This window comes from Lysobacter sp. Soil_N_51 (assembly GCF_057655755.1).
Window position 1 is genome coordinate 394,256 of the sequence record NZ_JBDGLR010000004.1, and the last position, 24,757, is coordinate 419,012.

Sequence of the window (24,757 nt, forward strand, 5' to 3'; positions counted from 1 at the left end):
ATGACGCCGTTCGTGGTCCGCTCAGACCGCGCTTGCGTCGGCGGCCACTTGCCCGTATTCCAGCCGGACCACGCGGTCGGCCACGTCGAAGTAACGGTCGTCGTGAGTGATCACCACCAGCGTCTTGCCGGCGGCCTTCAGTTCGGGCAGCAGTTCCTGATAGAAGCAGCGGCGGAATTCCACGTCCTGATCCGCGGCCCATTCGTCGAACAGGTAGATGTCGCTGTCTTCCAGATAGCCCTGGGTCAGCGCCAGACGTTTTCTTTGGCCTTGCGACAAATCCAGCGTGCTCAGGCGTCCGTCGGTCGCGGTGACTTTGCGATCCAGGCCCAGCCTGTGCAGCAAGGCCTCGATCCCGGCCTGCGGCGGGCTGCGCCCGCGCCGGTCGAGCAGATCGTCGAACAGCCAGTAATCGGCGAACACGGCGGTGAACAGCTGACGGAAATCGCCCAGGTCGTTCGCCGTCAACGCGTGGCCGTCCACCCGCACTTCGCCGCCAGTCGGCGCCAGCATGCCGGTGAGAAGCAGCGACAAGGTCGACTTGCCGCTGCCGTTGCCGCCGGTCACGAACACCATTTCGCCGCGCCGCAATTCCAGGTCCATCGGTCCGAAACGGAACTCGTCGGTGTCGCCCGGATAGCGGTATTCGACCTGCCGGAACGACAGCCGCGACCAGCCCTCGAACCGCGAGGGATCGATCGCGGCCGTTTGCGCCGGGCCCGAGAACGCCGGGCCCAGGGTGCGCAGATAACGCACGCTGCTCATTCCCGCGACCACTTGGCGAATGGCGGCGATCAGCCCGCTGACCGGTCCGATCAGGAACAGCGAAGCGATGACGAAGCGCGCCACCTGCGAGGCGTCCTGATCCAGATAGGCGCGGCCGATGAAGGCGACCGACAGGATCGCGGCGTACACGATCGCCATGTTCCACACTTCGGTGTAGCCCAGCCAGCGGTTCGCCGCGCGCAACGACACCTCGTTGTCGCGGATCGCGCGTCCCAGCACGCGCTCGGAAAAATGCGCGGCGCGCGCGGCGTTCATGCTCAGCTCCTTCTTCGCCTCGGCGATGGCGCGGAAGTGACGGAACAGGCTGTCTTCCTCCTCGCGGATGCGGGCGAAGAAGCGTTCGGTGCGACGCAGGATGGCCAGGGCGCAGGCGACGCTGACCACCACGAATCCCGCCAGCACCAACAGCAACGGCAACGACAGCCAGGCCAGATAGGCCAGGCAGAACAGCGCCACCAGCGCGTTGAAGAACGCTTGCGGAAGCACCAGCAGCATCTGCGCGATGCGGGTCACGTCGACCACCAGCGCGCCGGCGATGCGTTCGCGGCTGGACATCAGACGCGCGTAGTCCAGCGCCATGAACCGCGCGCACAATTGCGAACGCAGGTCGGAGATCACCGCGGCGCCGAAATGGGCCTGGAAGGTCTGCGCCGCCGCCGACAGCGCGAGCATCGCGACCAGGCTGGCCGCGGCCGGCCACAGCATGGACTGCGGCGTGCCGGTGAACACGCCGCCCGCGATCGTGCCGATCTGGGTGATCAGCACGATCGAGGCCAGCGCGCTGCCCGCGGCCAATGCGCTGGCGGTGGCCAGCGGAATCCGATGACGCCGGATCGTTTCGGCGATCATGGCGACGGGCCGGCTTGCGCCGCTTCCAGCGCGATGCGCGCGACGCCGACGCGCGCATCGGAGTACGGATGCGTCTGCGCCATCAAGCCCGCGGGGCGCGCCGGCAATGCGAGTCCGGCCGGCAGACCGTGGTCGATGGTCACCGCCAGCAGCGCATCCGGAATCGGACCCGGCCCTATGTCGAGCGTCAGTTCCAGCTCGCCCACCGGCACCGCGAAGCCGCGGATGCGCACCGGCCATTGCTCGAAGCCTTCGGCGGTCGGTGCGTTGATCGAACGGTTCTGAACGGACGCGCTGCGCACGTCGACGCCCTTGGGCAGGTAAAGGTCGAGCACGTCGTGGCCGACTTCCGCGGTCACGGCCAGACGCATCCGGCGCAGGTCGCCTTGCGGCTCCACGCCGAGCACGCGGATACGCGTCGTCGCCGGTGTGCTGATCGTGGCAGCGCGCTCGCCCAAGGGCCGGCAACGGGTCTCGCGCCAAACTTCGGGCGCATAAAAGTTTTTCGGCAACGCGCGCGCCGTATCGCCCAGCACCGAGCGCTTCCAGGCATCGTCGGTGGCGTCGATGCTCGCCAGGCAGTCCACACCCTGCACGCGATCGTTCAATACGAACACGCTGCTCGGCAGCGGATGCCGCGTGTCGAACGGATTCACGAACACCAGCGCGACCGCGGCAACGAGGCCCGACAACGCCAGCGCCATGCCGACGCGCGCCGCGCCGTTGCCGAGCCAGGCCTGCATGCACAGCACGCACAGCAGCAGCAACGGCACCGCACCGATGACCGGCGCGCTGACGCCCAGCGCCTGATCCAATCGCATCGCCAGATCGCCGAGGATCACGCCGCCGACCACCACCACGGGTATCGCCAGCGCGAACGAGGTCCGCGCCGACGCGGCCTGTCCGCGCCCGACTGCGATGGCACGCACGATTGCGAGCGCGAGCAGCGGCCATACCAGGATATTGGCCGCGCCGGGAAGCGCCAGCGTCAGCGCCCAGGCCAGCACCAGCAACAGCGCCTCGCCGCCGCGCAGCAGCGCCGTCTCTGCCAGCGGCTTGTACAACAGTCCGGCGACGAGCGCCGCCGCGACCAGACCGGGAATGAACACCGAACCGGCCCGCAGCATCGGCAGCGCCGCGAGCACCGCCAGCGCCAGCGCCCACCACCAACGCAGGCCGCCGCGCGCGGCGCCGAGAATCGCCACCAGCACGCCGCTCGACAGCAAGGTCCAGGCGAGGAACCATTCGAGTTGATGCGCGGAGACGGCGCGCTGCATCACCCCGGGCCAGAAGTCTTCGCGCACGAACGCCGACACCGACAGCACCACCGAGGCCGCGACCGCGATCGCCGCCAGCACCGCCAACGCGCCGCGCGCCGTGGCCAGGGCGCCTGCGGGTTCGCAGCGGCGGCCGCGCCACGCGGCGAATATCAACAACAGCGTGGCCAATGCCAGGGCCGCCTGATCGAGCCAGCGCGGGTACTGGAAAAAGGCCTTGCCGGTGAAGTTCATATAGGCCGGCTCGGCGCCCGCGGCGGGCGCGACCGAGCTGGCCGACAGCGCCGCGCGCATGGCGCCGATGGCCTGATCGCCCATGTGCTGCAGCGTCGCCGGCGCCAGGTTATCGGGCGTATCGGTCGGCGAGTGATAGTCCGAATAGCCCTCGATGAAGGCGAAGTTCAGACCCGGAAGCCCGCGCTCCAGCGACACGTTGAAGTCGGTGAAGTTGGGCATGCGCTTGTAGATTTCATCGGAGTACGAATTCGCCACCGGCGCGGCGCCGCGCAGCGAGCGCAGCAGCGGCGCGCTGCCCGGACCGGACTGGAACATCAGCACCGGCCCGCTGCTGCCGCGCGCTTCGAAGTTGAATACCGTCGCGACCCGCGGCGCCAGCGGATGGCGATCGAAGAAGGCGCGCGCGCCGAACGCGCCCATTTCTTCGCCATCGCTCAGCAACACGATCAGATCGCGCTTGCGCGCGCCGCGGTCCGAGGCGGCGGCGACGCGCGCGGCCTCCAGCACGGTCGCCACGCCAGCGCCGGCATCGGCCGCGCCGGGCGCCCAGGGGATGGAGTCGTAGTGCGACATCAACAGCACCGCGTCGCGCGCCTTGGCGTCGGTGGCGCCCGTCGCCGGCAACACGCCGACGACGTTCTCGACCCAGGCGTAGCTGCCCTGGCCCGGCGACAGTTCGCGCTGCACTTCGACCTGCAGGCCGCTGGCGCGCAGTTGCGCGACGAGGTAATCGCGCACCTGTGCGTTGGCCGCCGAGCCGGTGGGATGCGGCGCACGCGCGATCTGCCGCACGTGCGACATCGCGCGCTCGACCGAGAACGCGTCGCCGGCGCCGTCGCCGGCGCGCACGGCGGGCGGCGACGACAGCCAACCTGTCACGGCCACGGCGGCGGCGATCGCCGCCAGTCCGGCCAGCGTCCGCCACCATTGCGCCGGTCGCGTCCGCGGCTCACCGTCGTTGCTCGCCCCTGCCTGGTTCTCGTTCATCCGCTCCCCTCCAATGAATTACCGCCACGAGCGCACGCGCTCGCGCGGTCCTGAGTTCAATCTTCCAATTCGATTTCGTGCTCGGCCGACGCACGCCTGCCGCGGCGGCGACGCAAGGCCTCGCGCCGTTGCTCGCCGCGGCGATCGCTGTCGGTCAAGCGACCGGCCTCGCGATCGCCGTCGCGAATGAACGCCGCCAGTTGCGCGACGGTGGTGTGGGTGAACAGCTCCACCATGGTCAAGCGGTGCTGCAAGCGGCGTTCGATCATCGCCTGCAGCCGCACGACCAGCAGCGAGTGACCGCCCAGGGCGAAGAAGTGATCGTGGCGACCGACCCGTTCGATGCCCAGCAGTTCGGTCCACACCTGCGACAGCGCCTGTTCCACTTCGCCTTCGGGTGCTTCGTAGACCTGCCGCACATGCGCATCGCCTTCCGGCGCCGGCAACGCCGCGCGATCCAGCTTGCCGTTCGGTGTCAACGGCCACTGATCTACGTGCACATAAGCCGAGGGCAGCATGTGCTCGGGCAGTCGCGATTGCAGTTGGTTCCGCAACACCGAAGCTTCGATCGCATCGCCCTGCCAGTACGCCACCAAACTTCGTTCCGCACCCGCTTCGCCGCGCGCGACCACCACTGCGTCACGCACGCCCTCGCAGGCCTGCAGGGCCGCCTCGATCTCGCCCAGTTCGATCCGGTAACCGCGCAGCTTCACCTGGAAGTCGTTGCGGCCCAGGTAATCCAGCCCGCCGTCGCTGCGACGCCGGACCAGATCGCCGGTGCGATACACCCGGCCACCCGCCACGAACGGATCGTCGATAAAACGTTCGGCGGTCAGCTCCGGGCGATGCAGATAGCCACGCGCCACGCCCGCGCCGCCGAGCCACAACTCGCCGACCACGCCCGGCGCGACCAGTTCGCCGTGTTCGTCGACCACGTAGGCGCGCGTGTTCGCCACTGGCGTGCCGATGCCCGGCACGAAGCCCGCCGAACGTGGCATCGAGACCCAGGTCGAGTACGTCGTCGTTTCGGTCGGGCCGTACAGATTCGCCACCCAGGTCGCCTGCGTCTGCGCGAATACTTGCTCGACCAAATCGCGCTTGAGCGGCTCGCCGGCCAGATTTACCGCGCGCACGCTGGCCGGCAGGCCGCCTGCGTCCAGCACCGCCTTCAATACCGAAGGCACCGTGTTGATCAGGGTCGCGCTTTCCAGTTGCGCTCCGGCGCGCAGCAGATCCTCTACCAGCACTACGCTGCCGCCCGTGGTCAGCGGCACCAGCAGTTCGAATACGGCCAGATCGAAATTGACCGAGGTCGAACACACCGTGCGCGCCAGGTCCTCCGCGGCGAACGCGCCACACGCCCAGGTCAGCAGGTTGACGGTGTTGCGATGTTCGATCGCCACGCCCTTGGGACGGCCGGTGGAGCCAGAGGTGTAGATGACGTAGGCCAGGTGGTCGGGACGCAATGCCACCCTCGGCGCGTGCGACTGCGTGCTGTTGGCGGTCGCTTCCACTTCCAGCACCGCAACGCCGTCAACGCCCAGTCGCGCGGCCGCGCCACCGGCGCTTACCACTGCGACCGGCGAAGCATCTTCCAGCATCTGCAGCACGCGTTCGCGCGGGTAGCCCGGATCCAGCGGCACGTAGGCGCCGCCGGCTTTCAGGATGCCCAGCAGGCCGACCACCAGTTCGATCCGGCGTTCTGTGCACAGGCCCACGCAGGTGTCGGGCACTACACCCAGCTCGATCAATGCGTGCGCGACTCGGTTGGATGCGGCATCCAACTGTGCGTAGCTCAACTGCGCCGCGCCGCTGCGCAGCGCCACCGCGTCGGGCGTACGCGCGACTTGCGACTCGAACAGGTCCACCAGTGTCTGTTGCGGCTGTTCGATCGACGAACCGGCGCTTGCTTGCAACAGTTGCGCGCGTTCGTCCTCGTCCAGCAACGCCAACGACGACACCGCCGCATCCGGCGACCGCGCCATGCCATCCAGTAAACGCTTAAACCACTGCGACCAACGCGCCACGGTGTCGGCGTCGAACAGATCGCTCGCGTACTCGATCGCCCCGTTCAACCCGTCCTGGGTTTCGGTCAGCGACAGCGAGATATCGAATTGCGTGGTCGCATGCGGAATCGACAGCGCCTCGACGCGCATGCCGGGCAACGCCGCCGCCGGCTTGTCCGCCGTATTGTCCAGTACCAGCAGGGTCTGGAAGATCGGCGCATGGCCCAGCGTGCGCGAGGGCTGCACCGCATCGACCACGCGATCGAACGGCAGATCCTGATGCTCGTGGGCGGCCAGGGTGGTCTCGCGAATATCCGCGAGCAATGCGGCCACCGAGGTCGAATTCTCCACTCGCGTGCGCAGCGCCAGGGTGTTGACGAAGAAGCCGATCAGTCCTTCCAGCTCGACACGCGGCCGGTTGGCGACCGGCGACCCCACCACCACCTCGCCCTGCCCGCTCAGTCGCGACAGCAAAGCGCTCCAGCCCGCCAGCAGCACCATGTACAAGGTCGCGCCGTGGGTTTGCGCCAATGCGCGCAGGCGTTTGGTCAGCTGCGCATCCAGCCGCACTGCATGCATTCGTCCCGCGTAGCTCTGCACCGGCGGACGCGGCCGATCGGTCGGCAACGCCAATAACTCGGGTGCGCCGCGTAACTGCTCGCGCCAGTAATGCGACTGCGTTTCCCAACGCGCACCGCTCAGCCAGCCACGCTGCCACAGCGCGTAGTCGGCGTACTGAACCGGCAACGGCGGCAGCGGATCGTCCAGGCCTTGCGCGAATGCGGAGTACAGCGCTCTGAGTTCCTCCACCAGCACGCCGAGCGACCAGCCGTCGGAGACGATGTGGTGCTGGGTTACCAGCAGCACGTGCTCGTCGGCATCCAGCAGGAGCAAGCGCCCGCGGATCAACGGACCGCGCGCCAGATCGAAACGCGATTGCGCTTCCTCGCGCATCTGCGTTTCCAGCGCGGCTTCACGCGAGTCCATCGGCAGCGCCGACAGATCCATGCGTCGCAACGCGAAACCCGTGGCCCGCTCGATCCGCTGCTCCGGCTCGCCTTCCACGTCCTCGAAACGCGTGCGCAAGGCTTCGTGACGCTCGACGATCCGCGCCAACGCACGTTCCAGCGCCGACTCGTCCAGCGCGCCGTGCAGGCGCAGACCCGCGGCTACGTGATAGGCCGCGCCGGCGGCCGCATCCAGCCGATCCAGGAACCACAACCGCTGCTGCGACCACGACAACGGCAATCGATCCTCGCGCGAGGCCGGCATGATCGCCGGCAGCCCGCTGCCGACGCCGGCCTGCACGCGTCGTGCCTGACCAGCCAAGGTCGGTTCGGCGAATACCTCGCGCAGCGGCAACTCCACGCCGATGCGTTCCTGCACCCGCGCCTGCAGACGCACCGCCAGCAATGAGTGCCCGCCCAAGGCGAAGAAGTGATCGTGGCGGCCGACCTGGTCGACGCCCAGCAGTTCCGTCCATAGCTGCGACAGCGCCTGCTCAACGTCGCCTTCGGGTGCTTCGTACAGCTGCCGCGCATGCGCATCGCCGTCCGGCGCCGGCAACGCCGCGCGATCCAACTTGCCGTTAGGCGTCAGCGGCCATTGGTCTACGCGCACGTAGGCCGACGGCAGCATGTACTCGGGCAGGCGCGATTGCAGTTGGCTCCGCAATGCCGATGCGTCGACCGCGTCGCCCTGCCAGTACGCCACCAGGGTCCGCTCCGATCCCGCTTCACCGCGCGCCACCACCACCGCATCGCGCACGCCCTCGCAGGCCTGCAACGCCGCCTCAATCTCGCCCAGCTCGATCCGATAACCGCGAATCTTCACCTGGAAATCGTTGCGACCCAGGAACTCCATCGTCCCGTCCGCCCAAAAGCGCGCCCGGTCGCCGGTCTTGTACATGCGTTCGCCCGGCACGAACGGATCGGGCACGAACCGTTCGGCGGTCAGTTCCTCGCGGTTCCAGTAGCCTTCGGCCAGGCAATCGCCGGCGATATACAGATCGCCCGGCACGCCGATCGGACTCGGCTCGCCGCGTGCATCGAGCACGTAATAACGCGCGTTCCAGATCGGACGGCCGTACGGAATGCTCTTCCAGTGCGGCTCCACCCGCTCGATACGATGGTAGTTCGACCACACCGTCGCCTCGGTCGCGCCGCCCAGCGCCACCACTTCGCAACGCGGGAAGGCGCGCCGGACCGCATCGGGCAGGTCCAGGCCGATCCAGTCGCCGCTGAAGAACGCCAGTCGCAGATCGCGCGATACCTCTTCCGTCAGCGAACTCACCAATCCCGCGAACACCGCGGGCGCCGAGTCCCAGAACGTGATCCCGCTGCGCAGTAGTCCGATCAACCGCGCCGGATCGCGCACCTCTTCGGAACGCGCCACATGCACGCTGCCGCCGCTCCACAGCACGCCGAACAGGTCGTACACCGACAGATCGAAACTCAACGAGGTGGTGAACAGCACCCGGTCCGACGGTCCCATCGCGAAGGTCGATTCCACCCACGCGAACAGGTTCGCCGCCGCTGCGTGCTTGACCATTACGCCCTTCGGTCGGCCGGTCGAGCCTGATGTGTAGATCACATACGCCAACGCTTGCGCGTCCACGCCGATGCCTTGCGACGATGGATTCCATGCCGGCTGGTTTGACCAGGGCTCCGCATCGTCGACGCAAAGCACTCGCGCCGCCGACAAGCCATCGTGCTGCGACAAGGACCGCTGCGACAGCACCATCCGCGGCGCGCAGTCATCCAATGTCTCGCGCAGCCGCTGCACCGGATGAGCAGGATCCAGCGGCACGTAAGCCGCGCCCGCCTTAGCCACCGCCAGCACCGCCGCGACCATCCACGGACCGCGTTCGAGCAGGATGCCAACCCGGTCGCCGGCCTGCACGCCGTCGGCGAGCAGCCCGTGGGCGATCCGGTTCGCACGTTTGTTCAGCGCCTCGTAACTCCAGCGCTCCTCCCCGCACAACACCGCCAGCGCCTGCGGACACGCGCGCACCTGGCGCTCGAAGCCGGCGTGCATGACCTCGCACGCGTACGCGTGATCGGTCGCGTTCCAGTCCACGGTCAAACGCTTGCGCTCGCTAGCAGACAACGTGGGCAGAGCGGAAGGCGTCACCGTCACCGCGCCGGCGGCCTCGTCTTCAAGCGCCCCGACCAGAATTCTCACCGCATGTTCGACGCGCTCTAGCGCAGCCTCCGACTCGATGCCCTTCGCGCAATGCACCTTCAGCGCGAATCCCGCGCCGTAATCGTCGACCGACAACGCCAGCGGATAATGGGTGTGCTCGTCGCTGACCAGCAGCCGCATGCCAAAGGCGCCGTCCACGCCGCCGCCCTCGCCCGCGTCCTCGATGCCCGCCAACAATCCCGCGCTGTGGCGGTAATTGATCAGGGCCGCGAACGGCGCCGCGCCCGCGCCGAGTCCCGAACACCGCTGCGCCAGCGCGAGCGACGCATGCTCGTGCTCCAGCAAAGCGCCCAGTTGCTGATGCAGGGCGCGCAACGCGTCGACCGCCGAGGCAGCGTCCAAGTCCACGCGCATCGGCAAGGTATTGATGAACACACCCGGGGTCGCGGCCAGCGATGCGTTGTGCAGCCGTCCGCTCAGCACGGTGCCGAACACCACGTCGCTGCGCCCGCTCGCGGCGCCCAGCGCCAAGGCCCAGGCCAGATGGAACACCGCCGCCGCGCTGACGCCGGCCTCGCGCGCACAGTCGCGCAGACGCGCGGCCAATGCGGGGTCGACCCGGCGTACGCCATTGCTCGCGCCGATCACGCCATCGGCGACCGTCGCCACCCCGAACGGCGCGGTAATCTCGTCCATCGTGCCGAGCAGCGCCGAGAAATACGCCGCATGCTCGGCCTCAGACGACGCCGCCACCGACTCGATGAATTCGCGATACGGCGCAGACGGAATCACATCTGCACGATCTCCGCGCACCTGCGCCGCGACTTGCGCCAGCACCAGTTCGAGACTGACGTGATCGCTGACGATGTGATGGTTGAGGATCGCCAGCAGCCACGCGCCCGAAGCTTCGTCGAACGCGGTCCAGGCGCGCAGCAGCGGCGGGCGGGTCAGGTCCAGCCGTAACCGCGCCGGGTCGCTGGCCTGCATCAGCGCCTGGGTCGCGCTCATGCCCGGCGGCGGCGTCACCGTCTCGACCGGCAGACGCGCGCCGCGATGCACCAGTTGCAGCGGCTCGCGCAGCCCCTGCCAATGCATCGAGGTGCGCAGAATGTCGTAGCGATCGACCATCGACTGCAGTCCCGCCGCGAACGCCTCCATGTCGTCGCGGCGCTCGAACTGGAGCAGCGTGCGGATCAGATACGCGTCCGCGCCCTCGTCGCGCAGATGATGGAACAGCATGCCCTGCTGCAGCGGCGACAGCGGATAGGCGTCTTCCAGATCGTCGACGCGTCCGCGCGCCCTGAGTAGGGTATCGCGCACGTCGGCATCGTCCAGGCCCGGCAGCGGGGCCACACCGGCCTGCGCGAACACAGGCCCGGGTTGGGTCGCCAGCGCGGCCAGATCGCACAGCACCGGCGCCGAGAACACGCTGCGCACGTCGAGCCGCAATCCGCGTTGGGCGAGCCGTTCGATCAAGGTCACGACCATCAACGAATGGCCGCCGAGGCGGAAGAAATGGTCGTGGCGTCCGACCCGCGGCAGATCGAACAACTGCGCCCAGACTTCGGCAATCACCGACTCGACCTCGCCTTGCGGCGCCTGATAAGCGAGCGCGCCGACCGCATCGCGATCGGGCGCCGGCAGCCGGTCGGTATCGAGCTTGCCGTTGCGGGTCAGCGGCAACGCGGCCATCGGCACGAACGCGGACGGCACCATGTACTCGGCCAGGCTGGCGCACAGCGCGGCGCGCAGGCCGGGTACATCCAGGCCTGTCAGATCCTGATGCGCCGACCCGGCCGGCACGATGTAGGCGATCAGGCGCAGATCGCCGGAACGATCCGCGCGCGCGACGACGGCGGCCTGCGCAACCGCGGGCAATCGCAGCAGCGCCGCTTCGATCTCGCCCGGCTCGATCCGGAATCCGCGCAATTGCACCTGCTGGTCGATGCGCCCCAGGTGCTGGATATCGCCATTGTCGAGAAAGCGTCCGAGATCGCCGGAGCGGTACAGCACTTGTCCGGGCTCGAACGGATCGGCGACGAAACGCTCGGCGGTCAATGCCTGGCGATTGAGGTAGCCGCGCGCGAGGCCAAGGCCACCGACGTAGATTTCGCCGGTCGCGCCGTACGGCAGCATCCGGCGGTCCTGGTCCAGGATATACACGCGGGTGGTCGGGATCGGCCGGCCGACATTGTTGTCGGCGCTGGCGAGTTCGGCCGCGCCGAGGTGCTTGAAGGTCACGTGCACGCAGGTTTCGGTGATGCCGTACATGTTCACCAGCGCAACCCGCGGGTGCCGTTGATGGAACGGCGCCAGCTTGCTCGGGTTGAGCGATTCGCCGCCGAACACCACATAGCGCAACGCGGCGAAATCGATCGCTTCGGGCAGCATGCGCGACAACGCGAGGAACGCCGACGGCGTCTGGCTCAGCACGCTGACGCGATGCTCCGCCAGCCAGTAGGCGAAGCCCAGCGGATCGGTGCGCAACGGGCCCGGCACGATCGCCGCGCAGGCGCCATGCAGCAACGGACCGAACAATTCCCAGACCGAGAAGTCGAACGCGAACGAGTGGAATACCGACCACACATCGTCCGAGTCGAAACGGAACGGCAAGGCATCGTTGACCAGCAGGCGGACCACGTTGCGATGGGTGATCGGCACGCCCTTGGGCTGCCCGGTTGAACCGGAGGTATAGATCACATAGGCATCGGCATCGGCCTGCACGTCCTCGCCGATCGCCGCGTCCGAGTGCTGCGTCAGGCCCGGATCGTCGCTGCTCACCGCTACGCAGTGCGCGGGCAGCCCTTGAGCGTTCGCGCCGCCCGCGATCACCGCCAGGCGCGCGCCGGCGTCATCCAGGGTGAAGGCGATGCGTTCGGCCGGCGCATCCGGATCGAGCGGCACATAAGCGCATCCCGCCTTCAGGATCGCGAGAATGGCCACGCCCGCCTCGATCGAACGGCTTGCGAGCAGGCCGATGCGGTCGCCCGGCGCGGCGCCGCGCGTGCGCAACAGCCGCGCCAACCGGTTGGCGCGCGCTTCGAGCGTCGAATAGGTGAGACTGCCGCGCTCGTCGAGGATCGCGACCCGATCCGGCGCCTGTCCGGCCCGGCGCCCGATCAGCCCATGCAAGGTCTGCGTATCCGGGTAACCGGCGCGCGCGCCCTGGGCCAGTTCGCGTTGTCGCTCGATCTCGACCGCGGACAGCAACGGCAGCGCGTCGACCTCGCGCGAACCGTCGCCGGTGATCTCGCGCAACAGCGCGGCGTAATGGCCGGCGATCTGCTCCGCCATCCACGCATCGAAAAAGTCGGCGTTGTAGACCAGACGACAGGCGTAGCCGTCGCCTTCGTCGCTGACCAACAGGTGCAGATCGTTCTTGCCGTAGCCGAGGTTGGTCTCGACCATGCGCACGGCGAAGTCGGCGCCCTGTCGCACGCTCGGGGCGCGCTCGAACTGGAACAGCAGATCGAACAGCGCGGTGCGGCTCATGTCCTTTTCGGGCGCCAGCCACTGGACCAGGCGGTCGAACGGAACCCGCGCGTGCGCATCGGCCTGCGCGCGCACCCGTGCGGTGTCGGCGAGCAACGCGGCGACGCGGGTGTCGGCGTCGATGCGTTGACGGATTACCTGCAGATTGGCGAACGGACCGAGCGCGGCTACGGCAGGCGCGGCGGACTCGGCCGCGGCGCTGGTTCCGAACACGATGTCCTCGTGCCCGGCATAGCGCCGGATCAGCGCGGCGAAGGCCGCGCTGGCCACGGTGGCCTCGTCGCTGCCGGCGCGCGCGGCGGTCGCGCGCACCGCCGCCGCCGCGCCGTCGATGCGGAAATCGATGCGCGCGGCGGTATAGGTATGCACCGTCGGCCGCGGACGATTGAGCGGAAGCTCGACCGCCTGCAGCGGCGCACGCAGCTGCCGTCGCCAGTACAGCGCGGCGGGCTCGAAGGTCAGCCGCGTGTGTGAATCGCGATGCAGTCTGGCCAGGTATTCGTCGGTCTGGATCGTCGCGATCGGCGCGCCGTCGTAGGCCTGCACGATCGCGTGCGCGATCTGCGCCAACGCGGCGCGATCGGCGACGATATGGTGAACGCTGAGCGCGAGCAGGCTCGGCTGCTCGCCGTCGCGATAAAGCCGCGCGCGCAGCAACGCGCCCTCGCCCAGCGGCATCGGCTCGGCGGCCCAGGCCAGCGCGGCTTCGATCGGGTCGGCGTCCGTGTCGACCTGCGACCAGGGGATCCGTTCGTCTTCGACGAAACGCTGCCCCACTCGTCCGTCCTCGGCGAGGATCCGCGTGCGCAGCGCCGGTTGCGCCGCCACGACTTGCGCGAGCGCGGCGCGCAGGCGGTCGGCATCGACCCGGCCGCTCAGCCGCAGCAGCAACGGCAGGTTGTGATACGTCGGGCTGGAGGGATACAGGCTGCCCGCTTCGAAAGTCTCGATGAACCACAGCCGCTGCTGGTGCGGCGACAGCGCCAGCACATCGGAACTGGTTGCCTCAGGCTGCGTGGCGACGGCCTCGTCAACGCGAACGCGCGCGGCCAGCGGCGCCGACACGATCGCCGTTTCCGGCGCCTGCGTCATTGTCAGCAACAAAGCCTCGAAATGATCGGCGCAGCGTTCGATGCTGGCCGGATCGAACAGATCGGCGGCGTATTCGTAACGCAGTTCGATCCGGCCATCGTCGTCGCTGACGTACACGGTCAGGTCGCACTTGGCGCCGATCTCCAGCGGCGCCAGCGCCGTCGCCTCGATCCCGGGCAGCGCCAGTTCGGCGCGCGGCATGTTCTGGCACAGCAGCATGGTCTGGAACAGCGGCGCATGGCTGGCCTCGCCACGCTCGGGCCGCACCGCTTCGACGATCTGCTCGAACGGCAAGTCCTGATGCCGGTAAGCATCGAGCGCGGTGACCCGGGCCTGCCGGGCCAGACCTTCGAAGGTCTCTTCGCTATCCAGGCGCAAGCGCAGCGGCAGGCTGTTGATGAAGAAGCCGATCAACGGCTCCAACTCGGCCCTGACCCGATTGGCGACCGGCGTTCCGACGACGATATCGTCCTGTCCGCTCAGGCGCGCCATCAGCGCGGACCACGCGGTCAGCGCGGTCATGAACAAGGTCATGCCGCGCGCCGCGCCGAAGCCGCGCACGGCGTCGCCGAGGCGCGCATCGAGGCGGCGGATCACTTCGCCGCCGCGCGTGCTCAGCGTCGCCGGGCGCGACCGGTCGGTCGGCAGTTCGAGCCGCTCGGGCGCGCCGTGCAAGTGCGCTCGCCAGAACGCCAGATGATCCTCATGCGCGTGCGCGGGCATGGTCTCGCGTTGCCACACCGCGTAATCGGCGTACTGGACCGGCAGCAGCGGCAGCGGGTCGGGCCGGCCGGCGGCGAACGCGGCGTAAAGCGTCGACAACTCCCGCGTCAGGATCGCCACCGACCATCCGTCCGAGGCGATGTGATGCTGAAGCACCAGCAAGCCGTGACTGCGCTCACCGATGCGCGCCAACAGACCGCGGATGGGCGTATCCGCGGCCAGATCGAAACCGCGCCGGACCTCTTGCAGACAGGCCGTGCGCGCCTCCTCCCAGGCCGCGTCTTCGGGCAAGTGCGACAGATCGATCTGCCGCAGCGCGAATCCCGATTCGGCCGGCAGGATGTCTTGATGCGCTATCCCGTCCTTGGCGACGAAACGGGTGCGCAAGGTTTCGTGCCGGGCGACCAGCGCGTCCAATGCGCGGCGCAACGCAGCGATATCCAGCTCGCCCTCGAGCTTGAACCAGCCGGGCATCCGATAGGCCGCGGCGCCTTCGGGATCCATCCGGTCGAGAAACCACAGCCGTTGCTGCGCCCACGACAACGGCAGCTCGCGATCGCGCGCGACCGGCGACACCGAGGGCAATCGTCCTGCGTGAGCACGGCCCGCTTGCGCCGCCATGGCTGCGAGAGTGGGATGTTCGAATACCTCGCGCAGCGGCAACTGCACGCCGAGCGCTTCCTCGATGCGCGCCACCAGCCGCACCGCCATCAGCGAATGGCCGCCGATCTCGAAGAAATGATCGTTACGCCCGATCCGCTCGATGCCGAGCAGGTCGCGCCACAATCCGGCCAACGCGGCTTCGACACCGTCGGCGGGTTCGACGAACGCGCGACGCGCCAGCGCGTCCTCGTCCGGCGGCGGCAACGCCGCGCGATCGAGTTTGCCGCCCGCCGTCAGCGGCCAGCGCACCATCGGCACGAACGCCGACGGCAGCATGTGCTCGGGCAGCCGGCGCGAGAGCGCGGCGCGCAGGCGCAGCGGCAGGTCGGCGCATGCGGCCGCGAGCAAAGGCCAGCTGTGCAAGCCCGACGACGGCGCCGGCGAACAAGGAAACGCGGCGCCCGCGAGCGCCCGCAGCTGTGCGTGCGCACCGATCGCGGCATCGTAGCGACCGTCGCGGCCGCTGTCGGCCCAGCTCAGTCGCAATCCCAGGCCGCGCTCGGCGCACATGGCCGCCAGTTGCGCGGGCAGCACGCCGAGGCTGTCGTCGTCGCTCACGGCCTGCGGCCGGTACGGCAGGAAACCGGGCATCACCCGACGCTGTTCGAGCATGCGCGCGAACGGCGCGACCCACGGATGCGCGATCCCGCACACGGCGAGGATCGACGAGGGATCGGCGGCGGCCGCGTCGAGCATCGCGGTCAACGCGGCGGTGCCGCGCCAGTCGCGCCAATCCAGCGGCGGCGCGGCGTCGGTGGGTGCGTCGTCGTGGCTGCTCGCCGCATGGGTATGGATGACGACGTCGTAGCGGAACGCCGCCATTTCGGTATGCCGCTCGCCCAGCTTGGGCAGGATCTCGATGTCGCGGATCTGGGGATAGCGGTCGCGCAAGGACACGAACCAGGCCGGATCGACCAGCAATTCGCGATCGGCGATCGCCCGCCGCCGCGCCTGCTCGAGCACCTGCGCATCACGGGCGCCGGCCGCAGCCTGATGCAGCGCGACCGACAGATGAAAGGCTTCGCCAAGACCCCAATGGCGGATGTCGCCGACGAACAGACGGCCGCCCGGCTCAAGCCGCGACAGCATCGCTTCGAGCGTGCGCTGCAGATAGTCCGCATCGGGGAAGTACTGCGCGACCGAGTTCAGGATCGCGGTATCGAAACGCTCCGCCACCGCCGACAGGTCGTGCGCCGGCGCCGCGCCTACCGCCGCGACCGCGGCGATGGCCGGATCGCGGGCGATGCGGCGGGCGAGCTTGCCCACGGTCCGCGCCGACAGGTCGGTGCCGACGTAACGGCTGCAGTCCGCGGCCAGGTTCTGCAGCAGCAGGCCGGTGCCGCAGCCGACTTCCAGCACGCGCCGCGGGCGCAGTTCGCGGATCCGCGCGAGCGTGGTGTCGAGCCACTCGCGCATGGCCTCGTCCGCGATCGCGTCGCGGGTGTAGCTGCTGTTCCAGCCGACCGTATCGAAGTTGTCGGAACCGTCGCCGCCGTCCTCGTCGGCCTGCTCGTCGAAGATGCCGGACCATTGCTCGACTTGCGCGTCCGCCGCGTGGGCGTCCGCAGCCGCGGGATCGGGGACGACGTAGGCGGCGATGCGCGGTTCGCCGTCGCGATCGCGCACCACGGTCACCAGTGCATCGCGCACACCGTCGGCTTCGCGCAGACAGGCCTGGATCTCGCCGAGTTCGATGCGATGGCCGCGGATCTTGACCTGATCGTCGTTGCGACCGAGGTAGTCGAGCCTGCCATCGGCATGACGTCGCACCAGATCGCCGCTGCGATACAGCCGGCCTTCGCCGAACGGATTGTCGATGAAGCGTTCAGCGGTCAATTCGGGACGATGCAGATAACCGCGCGCCACACCGTTGCCGCCCAGCCACAGCTCGCCGACCACGCCCGGCGCGGCCAATGTTCCATTGGCCTCCACCACATAGGCCTGCACGCCCGGCAGCGGTTCGCCCAGATGCGGGCCGCACTCGGCGCTGACTCGCGCCAAGGTGCTGTTGACCGTGCATTCGGTCGGGCCGTAGGCGTTGTAGCAGGCCACCGGCGCGGCCGCCGCGCGCTTCCATGCGGCGACCGGAAACGCTTCGCCGCCGACCAGGATCGCGCGCAGTCGCGGCAACGGGCGTTCGAACAGGCCGCCGTGGATCAACAGGTCCAGTTGCGATGGCGTGCAATCGAATACCGATATCGCTTCGGCGTCGAGAAAGTCCAGCATGCGCGCGGCGTCGGCGCGAACGTTCGCGGGTACCACGCACACGGTGTGGCCCGAGCCCAGTTGCACCAGCGCCTGCAGCGAGGCGTCGAAGGAAACACTGGCGTTGAGCGCCACGAGCAGTCCTTGCGGCAGTTCGTCGAACACGCGCTCGCGCATGCCTTGCCACAGGTGCAACAACTGGCGATGTTCGACCATTACGCCCTTGGGCCGGCCGGTCGAGCCTGAGGTATAGATCACATAGGCCAAGTGGTCGGGACGCAACGCCACCTGCGGCGCGTGCACCTGCGCGCTGTCGGCGGTGGCTTCCACTTCCAGCACCGCAACGCTGTCGATACCGAGTCGCGCGGCGGCTCCACCGGCGCTCACCACCGCGACCGGAGCAGCGTCTTCCAGCATTTGCAGCACGCGTTCGCGCGGATAGCCCGGGTCCAGCGGCACGTAGGCACCGCCGGCTTTCAGAATGCCGAGCAGGCCGATCACCAGTTCGATCCCGCGCTCGGCGCACAGGCCCACGCGGGTGTCGGGTACCACGCCCCGCTCGATCAAGGCGTGCGCGACTCGATTGGACGCAAGCTCCAACTGCGCATAGTTCAACTGCGCCGCGCCGTTGCGCAACGCCACCGCGTCGGGCGTGCGCGTGACCTGCGCCTGGAACAGTTCCACCAGCGTCTGCTGCGGCTGCACGGACGACGGACCGGCGCTGCCTTGCAGCAGCCGCGCACGCTCGTCTTCGTCCAGCAACGCCAGCGACGCCACCGCCGCGTCCGGCGACCGCGCCATGCCGTCCAGCAAGCGCTCCAGCCATCGCGACCAACGCGCCACGGTATCGGCATCGAACAGATCGCTGGCGTACTCGATCGCACCGCTCAATCCGTCCTCGGTCTCGGTCAGCGACAACGAGATGTCGAATTGCGTGGTCGTATGCGGAATCGCGATCCGCTCGACCCGCAGCTGGTGCAGCGACGGATCGCCGCCGCGCGGCGCGTTCTGCAGCACGAACATCGCCTGCACCAGCGGGTTGTGGCCCAGGCTGCGCTCGGGCGCCATCGACTCGACCACCTGCGCGAACGGCACGTCCTGATGCACGAACCCGTCCAGGGCCACCTGCTTGACCTTGTCCAGCCACTGCGCGGTGGTGCTGTCGCGCGGCAATTCCAGCCGCAGCGCCAGGGTGTTGACGAAGAACCCGATCAGGCCGTCCAGACGGCTGTCGCGACGGTTCGCCACCGCGGTGCCCACCATCACCTCGCCCTGCCCGCTCAGTCGCGACAGCAAAGCGCTCCAGCCCGCCAGCAGCACCATATACAAAGTCGCGCCGTGGGTTTGCGCCAATGCGCGCAGGCGTTTGGTCAGCGCCGCATCCAGCCGCACCGTATGCGTCCGTCCCGCGTAACTCTGCACCGGCGGACGCGGCCGATCGGTCGGCAGCGCCAATAACTCGGGTGCGCCGCGCAACTGCTCGCGCCAGTAATGCGATTGCGTTTCCCAGCGCGCACCGCTCAGCCAACCGCGCTGCCACAGCGCATAGTCGGCGTACTGCACCGGCAACGGCGGCAGCGGATCGTCCAGGCCTTGCGCGAATGCGGCGTACAACGCTCTGAGTTCCTCCACCAGCACGCCGAGCGACCAGCCATCGGAGACGATGTGGTGCTGAGTCACCAACAGCACGTGCTCGTCGGTCTCCAGTCGCAGCAGACGCCCGCGGATCAGCGGACCGCACGACAGATCGAAACGCGATTGCGCCTCCTCGCGCATCTGTGTTTCCAGCGCAGCCTCACGCGATTGTGTCGGCATCGTCGACAGATCCACGCGTCGCAACGCGAAACCCGAGGCCGACTCGATCCGCTGCTCCGGCTCGCCTTCCACGTCCTCGAAACGCGTGCGCAGAGCCTCGTGACGCTCGACGATTCGTGCCAGCGCACGCTCCAGCGCCGACTCGTCCAGTGCACCGCTCAAGCGCAAGCCCGCCGCTACGTGATAGGCCGCACCGGCGGCCGCATCCAGCCGATCCAGAAACCATAGTCGCTGCTGCGACCACGACAACGGCAATCGATCCTCGCGCGGGGCCGGCATGATCGCCGGCAACCCGCTGCCGACGCCGGCCTGCACGCGTCGTGCTTGACCGGCCAAGGTCGGCTCGGCGAATACCTCGCGCAGCGGCAACTCCACGCCAAGGCGTTCCTGCACCCGTGCTTGCAACCGCACCGCCAGCAACGAATGTCCGCCCAATGCGAAGAAATGATCGTGGCGGCCGACTCGTTCGACGCCCAGCAGCTCTGTCCACACCTGCGACAGCGCTTGTTCCACCTCGCCTTCGGGTGCTTCGTAGACCTGCCGCACATGCGCATCGCCTTCTGGCGCCGGCAACGCCGCGCGATCCAGCTTGCCGTTGGGCGTCAGAGGCCACTGGTCTACGTGCACATAGGCCGACGGCAGCATGTACTCGGGCAGTCGCGATTGCAGTTGGTTCCGCAATGCCGACACTTCGATCGCATCGCCCTGCCAGTACGCCACCAAGCTTCGTTCCGATCCCGCCTCGCCGCGCGCGACCACCACCGCGTCGCGTACGCCATCGCAGGCCTGTAGTGCAGCCTCGATCTCGCCCAGCTCGATCCGGTAACCGCGCAGCTTCACCTGGAAGTCGTTGCGTCCCAGATAGTCCAGACCGCCGTCGCCGCGACGCCGGACCAGATCGCCGGTGCGATACACGCGGCCCCCCGCCACGAACGGATCGTCGATAAAGCGCTCGGCGGTCAGCTCCGGGCGATGCAGATAGCCACGCGCCACGCCCGCGCCGCCGAGCCACAACTCGCCAACTACGCCCGGTGCGACCAGTTCGCCGTGGTCGTCGACCACGTAGGCGCGCGTATTCGCCACTGGCGTGCCGATGCCCGGCACGAAGCCCGCCGAGCGCGGCATCGAGACCCAGGTCGAGTACGTCGTCGTTTCGGTCGGGCCATAAAGATTAGCCACCCAGGCCGCCTGGGTCTGCGCGAACACCTGCTCGACTAAGTCGCGCTTGAGCGGCTCGCCGGCCAGATTTACCGCGCGCACGCTGGACGGCAGGCCGCCTGCGTCCAGCACCGCCTTCAATACCGAAGGCACCGTGTTGATGAGGGTAGCGCCTTCGAGCTGCGCGCCAGCGCGCAGCAGGTCCTCTACCAGCACCACGCTGCCGCCCGTGGCCAACGGCACCAGCAATTCGAATACGGCCAAGTCGAAATTGACCGAGGTCGAACACACCGTGCGCGCCAGGTCCTCCGCGGCGAACGCGCCATGCGCCCACGTCAGCAGGTTGACCGTGTTGCGATGTTCGATCGCCACGCCCTTGGGCCTACCGGTGGAGCCGGAGGTGTAGATCACGTAAGCCAGGTGATCGGGACGCAATGCCACCCGCGGCGCGTTCGACAACGCGCTGTCGGCAGTGTCTTCCACTTCCAGCACCGCAACCCCGTCCACGCCCAGTCGCGCGGCCGCGCCGCCAGCGCTCACTACGGCGACCGGCGAAGCGTCTTCCAGCATCTGCAACACACGTTCGCGCGGATAGCCCGGGTCCAGCGGCACGTAGGCGCCGCCGGCTTTCAGGATGCCCAGCAGGCCGACCACCAGTTCGGTTCCGCGCTCGGCGCAAAGACCCACGCGGATATCGGGCACTACGCCCAACTCGATCAAGGCATGCGCGACCCGGTTGGACGCGGCTTCCAACTGCGCGTAGCTCAACTGCGCCGCGCCGCAGCGCAGCGCTACCGCGTCAGGCGTACGCGCGACTTGCGACTCGAACAAATCCACCAACGTCTGCTGCGGCTGCTCGGTCGACGGGCCGGCGCTCGCTTGCAGTAGCTGCGCGCGTTCGTGCTCGTCCAGCAACGCCAGCGACGACATCGTCGCCTCCGGCAACCGCGTCATGCCATCCAGCAAACGCTCAAACCACTGCGACCAACGCGCCACGGTGTCGGCATCGAACAGATCGCTGGAATACTCGATCGCCCCGCTCAACTCCTGCCCTTCTTCCCGAAGCGTCAGGCTCAGATCGAACTGGGTCGCGCCATGCGAAACCGCATAAGCTTCCACGTCCAGTCCAGGCAAGGCCAGCGTGCGCTCCGGCGTGTTGTCCAGGCTCAGCAGCGTCTGGAACACCGGACTGTGACTCAGGCTGCGCTGCGGATGCAGCGCCTCGACCACGCGTTCGAACGGCACCTCCTGATGCTCGTAAGCGGCCAGGGTCGTCGCGCGAACCTGCGCCAGCAAATCCGCGACCGTGGCAGATCCCTCTACCCGCGTGCGCAATGCCAGCGTGTTGACGAAAAATCCGATCAGGCCTTCCAGTTCCAGCCGCGGTCGATTCGCCACCGGTGAACCCACCACCACTTCGTCCTGTCCGCTCAGCCGCGACAGCAGCGCGCTCCAGCCCGCCAGCAGCACCGTATACAGCGTCGTGCCGTGCGCCCGTGCCAGCGAGTGCAACCGACGGGTCAAGTCCGCGTTGAGACGCAGCGGCAGCCAGCCGCCGCGATAACTCTGCAACGACGGTCGCGGACGATCGGTCGGCAACGCCAGCAATTCCGGCGCGCCGCGCAGTTGCTCGCACCATACCTTTACTTGATTGTCGCTGTCGGTCTGCGACAGCCGCGCCCGGTGCCACGCCGCATAGTCGGCGTACTGCAGCGGCAAGACCGGCAACGGATCGGGCCGACCTTGCGCATACGCGGCGTACACCGCGGCCAGTTCGCGCACCAGCACACCCTGCGACCAGCCGTCGGACACGATGTGGTGCTGCACCAGTACCAGCACGTGTTCATCGGCCTGCACATGCAGCAGCAGTGCACGTACCGGCGGTTGCGCCGACAGGTCGAACGGCTCCGACGCATACGTTATGCAGGCCTGCGCCAGCGCCACCTCGCGCTGCGACTCCGGCACCGTTTGCAGATCCTGCCGCTCCAACACCAGCCCGGTTGCCGCCCGTATCACCTGCACCGGGCCGTCCGCGCCGTGCTCGAACACCGTGCGCAGCGACTCGTGCCGCTCGACGATCCGATCCAGCGCCCGCGTCAGCGCCGCTTCGTCCAGCGCGCCGCGCAAGCGCACGCCCGCCGCGATGTGATACGCCGCGCCGGCCGCCGCATCCAATCTGTCCAGAAACCACAACCGCTGCTGCGACCACGACAACGGCAGCGGTAACCCGCGATCCGCCAACGGCAACGCATCGCCATCGCTTCGCTGCGCCGCCCGCACGATCCGGGCAAGCCCGGCCAGCGTCGGCGATGCGAACAGATCCGCCGGCGTGCAATCCACCCCGAACGCTTCGCGCAGACGCGCGATCAACATGCTGGCCTGGATCGAATCCAGACCGAACGCGAACAGATCCTGGTGCCGGTCCGCCGGCACGGCGCCGAGCACGTCGGCGACGATCCCGTCGATCCGATCCGCCACGTCGTCTTCGCCCAGCGAATCAAGATCGGCGGATGCGTCGGCCGCTTGCTCCACCCGCCATTCCCACACCGCGGAGAATGCGCCCTCGCGCAGCAGTTCATGGCAGCGGCCGCGCTGGACCTTGCCGCTGGAAGTGCGCGGCAAATGACCCGCGCGCACCAGCACGACGCGGGCGAGATCGTAAATGTCGTGCGCCTCGGCCAAGGCGGCGCGGATTCTCGCCGCCAGATCGACGCTGTCGACCGCGCTGGCGCCGGAGATTTCCAGGACGATCGCGAGCGCGCCGGAATCCTCGTCCTCGAGCGCGAACACGGCGCAGCCGTCCGCGCTGAAGGCCGGTTCCACCGTGGCTACGGTTTGCTCGATGTCCTGCGGATACAGGTTGCGTCCGCCCAGGATCAGCAGTTCCTTGGAGCGGCCGGCGACGTAGAGTTCGCCTTCGTGCACGAAACCCAGGTCGCCGGTGCGCAGCCATGTTTCGCCGTCGCGTTCGGTGAAACTCTCGCGCGTGCCCTCCGGTTGATCCCAATAGCCGGCCGCGACCGACCCGCCGCGGACCAGGATCTCGCCGATGCATGCATCCCGCGAGGCCAGGCCGCTGACCGGATCGGCGATCAGCACGCGCGCGCCCGCCGGGGTGCCGACGCTGGCGAGTTCGATGCCGTCCTCGTCGCTGGCGACGATCACGCGTCCACGCGCCAGTTCGCGGCGATCCAGCACGATCGTGCGCAGCGGCTCGCCGGGCGCGCGCAATCGCGCGGCGACCAGCAAGGTGGCTTCGGCCAGTCCGTACGCGGGCGTCAACGCGCTCGGCGCGAATCCGCGGTCGGCATAGGCATCGGCGAAGCGACGCAAGGTATCGGGCCGGATGCGCTCGGCGCCGTTGACCGCGACGCGCACGCTGTCCAGGCGGATCGCGCGCAACAGCGGATCGTCCGCACGCTCGGCCATCAAGGCGTAGGCGAAATTCGGCGCCACGGTCAGCGTGGCGCGATGGTCCGACAGCGCGCGCAACCAGCGATGCGGCCGACGCATGAACGCCGCGGGCGGAAACTGCACGCAACCGGCGCCGGCGAACAAGGGGTAAGCGATGGCGCCGATCAGGCCCATGTCGTGGAACGGCGGCAACCACGAGACCACGACGTCATCGCGGCTCATGCCGTAGCGCGCCACCGCGGCCGCGCAATTGGCCATCAGATTGCCGTGGGTGACGATCACGCCCTTCGGCGCGGATGTGGAACCCGAGGTGTATTGCAGCACCGCGGGTGTCGACTCGGTGGCAGGGTAAGGCTCGCATCCGGCCTCGTCCGCGCCGGCCGGCAGCGTACGCGGATCGATCCAGGCGACGCCCGCGGCGGCGGTCGCGAATTCGCGCATGCAGCGTTCGCGGACTTCATCGTCCAGGACCATGCAGGCCGCGGGCCGGCAATCGTCGAAGATCGCGCGCAGACGCGGCAAGGTGCGGCGATTGCCCGGTGGATACGCCGGCACCGCCACCAGGCCGGCATGCAAACAGGCCAGGAACGCGACGATGTAGTCCAGCGACGGCGGCAGCAGCAACAGCACGCGGTCGCCGCTCGCGGTGACACGCCGCAATCCGGCCGCGACCCGCGCGACTTCGCGATCCAGGCCGGCGTAGTCCAACGCAATGCCCGCGCCCTCGCCGTCGGCCAGGAACCGGAACGCGATGCGTTCGCGCTGCCGCGCATCCTCCGCGTGACGGCGCAGCAACTGCGCCAATGAAGAACACGTCGAAGGCATGACCACGGCTGACTCCATTCTCGACCACGAGCAAAAAGAAATCGGTAATCCCTTGCACCGCCGCGTCCGCGACGGCGACGTCCC

General features: G+C 68.5%; 3 protein-coding genes. All 3 read right to left on the reverse strand.

Translation table 11 applies throughout. From position 1 onward, the window contains the following. Window positions 1–21: 21 nt before the first annotated feature. The 3 genes from AC3A4T_RS09070 to AC3A4T_RS09080 are packed head-to-tail and all read right to left on the reverse strand — an operon-like array spanning window position 22 to window position 24,673. Complete coding sequence (locus AC3A4T_RS09070) at window positions 22–1,635, reverse strand: cyclic peptide export ABC transporter (protein WP_487675082.1); 1,614 nt, start codon at window positions 1,633–1,635, stop codon at window positions 22–24. Further along, window positions 1,632–4,136, reverse strand: coding sequence for a M28 family peptidase (locus AC3A4T_RS09075; protein WP_487675083.1), 2,505 nt, complete (start codon window positions 4,134–4,136; stop codon window positions 1,632–1,634). Before AC3A4T_RS09075 ends, AC3A4T_RS09070 begins: the two co-directional genes overlap by 4 nt. A gap of 56 nt (window positions 4,137–4,192) precedes the next feature. Then, entirely contained in the window at window positions 4,193–24,673 is a 20,481-nt protein-coding gene (locus AC3A4T_RS09080; RefSeq protein WP_487675195.1) for a non-ribosomal peptide synthase/polyketide synthase, read from the reverse strand. Window positions 24,674–24,757: the final 84 nt, after the last annotated feature.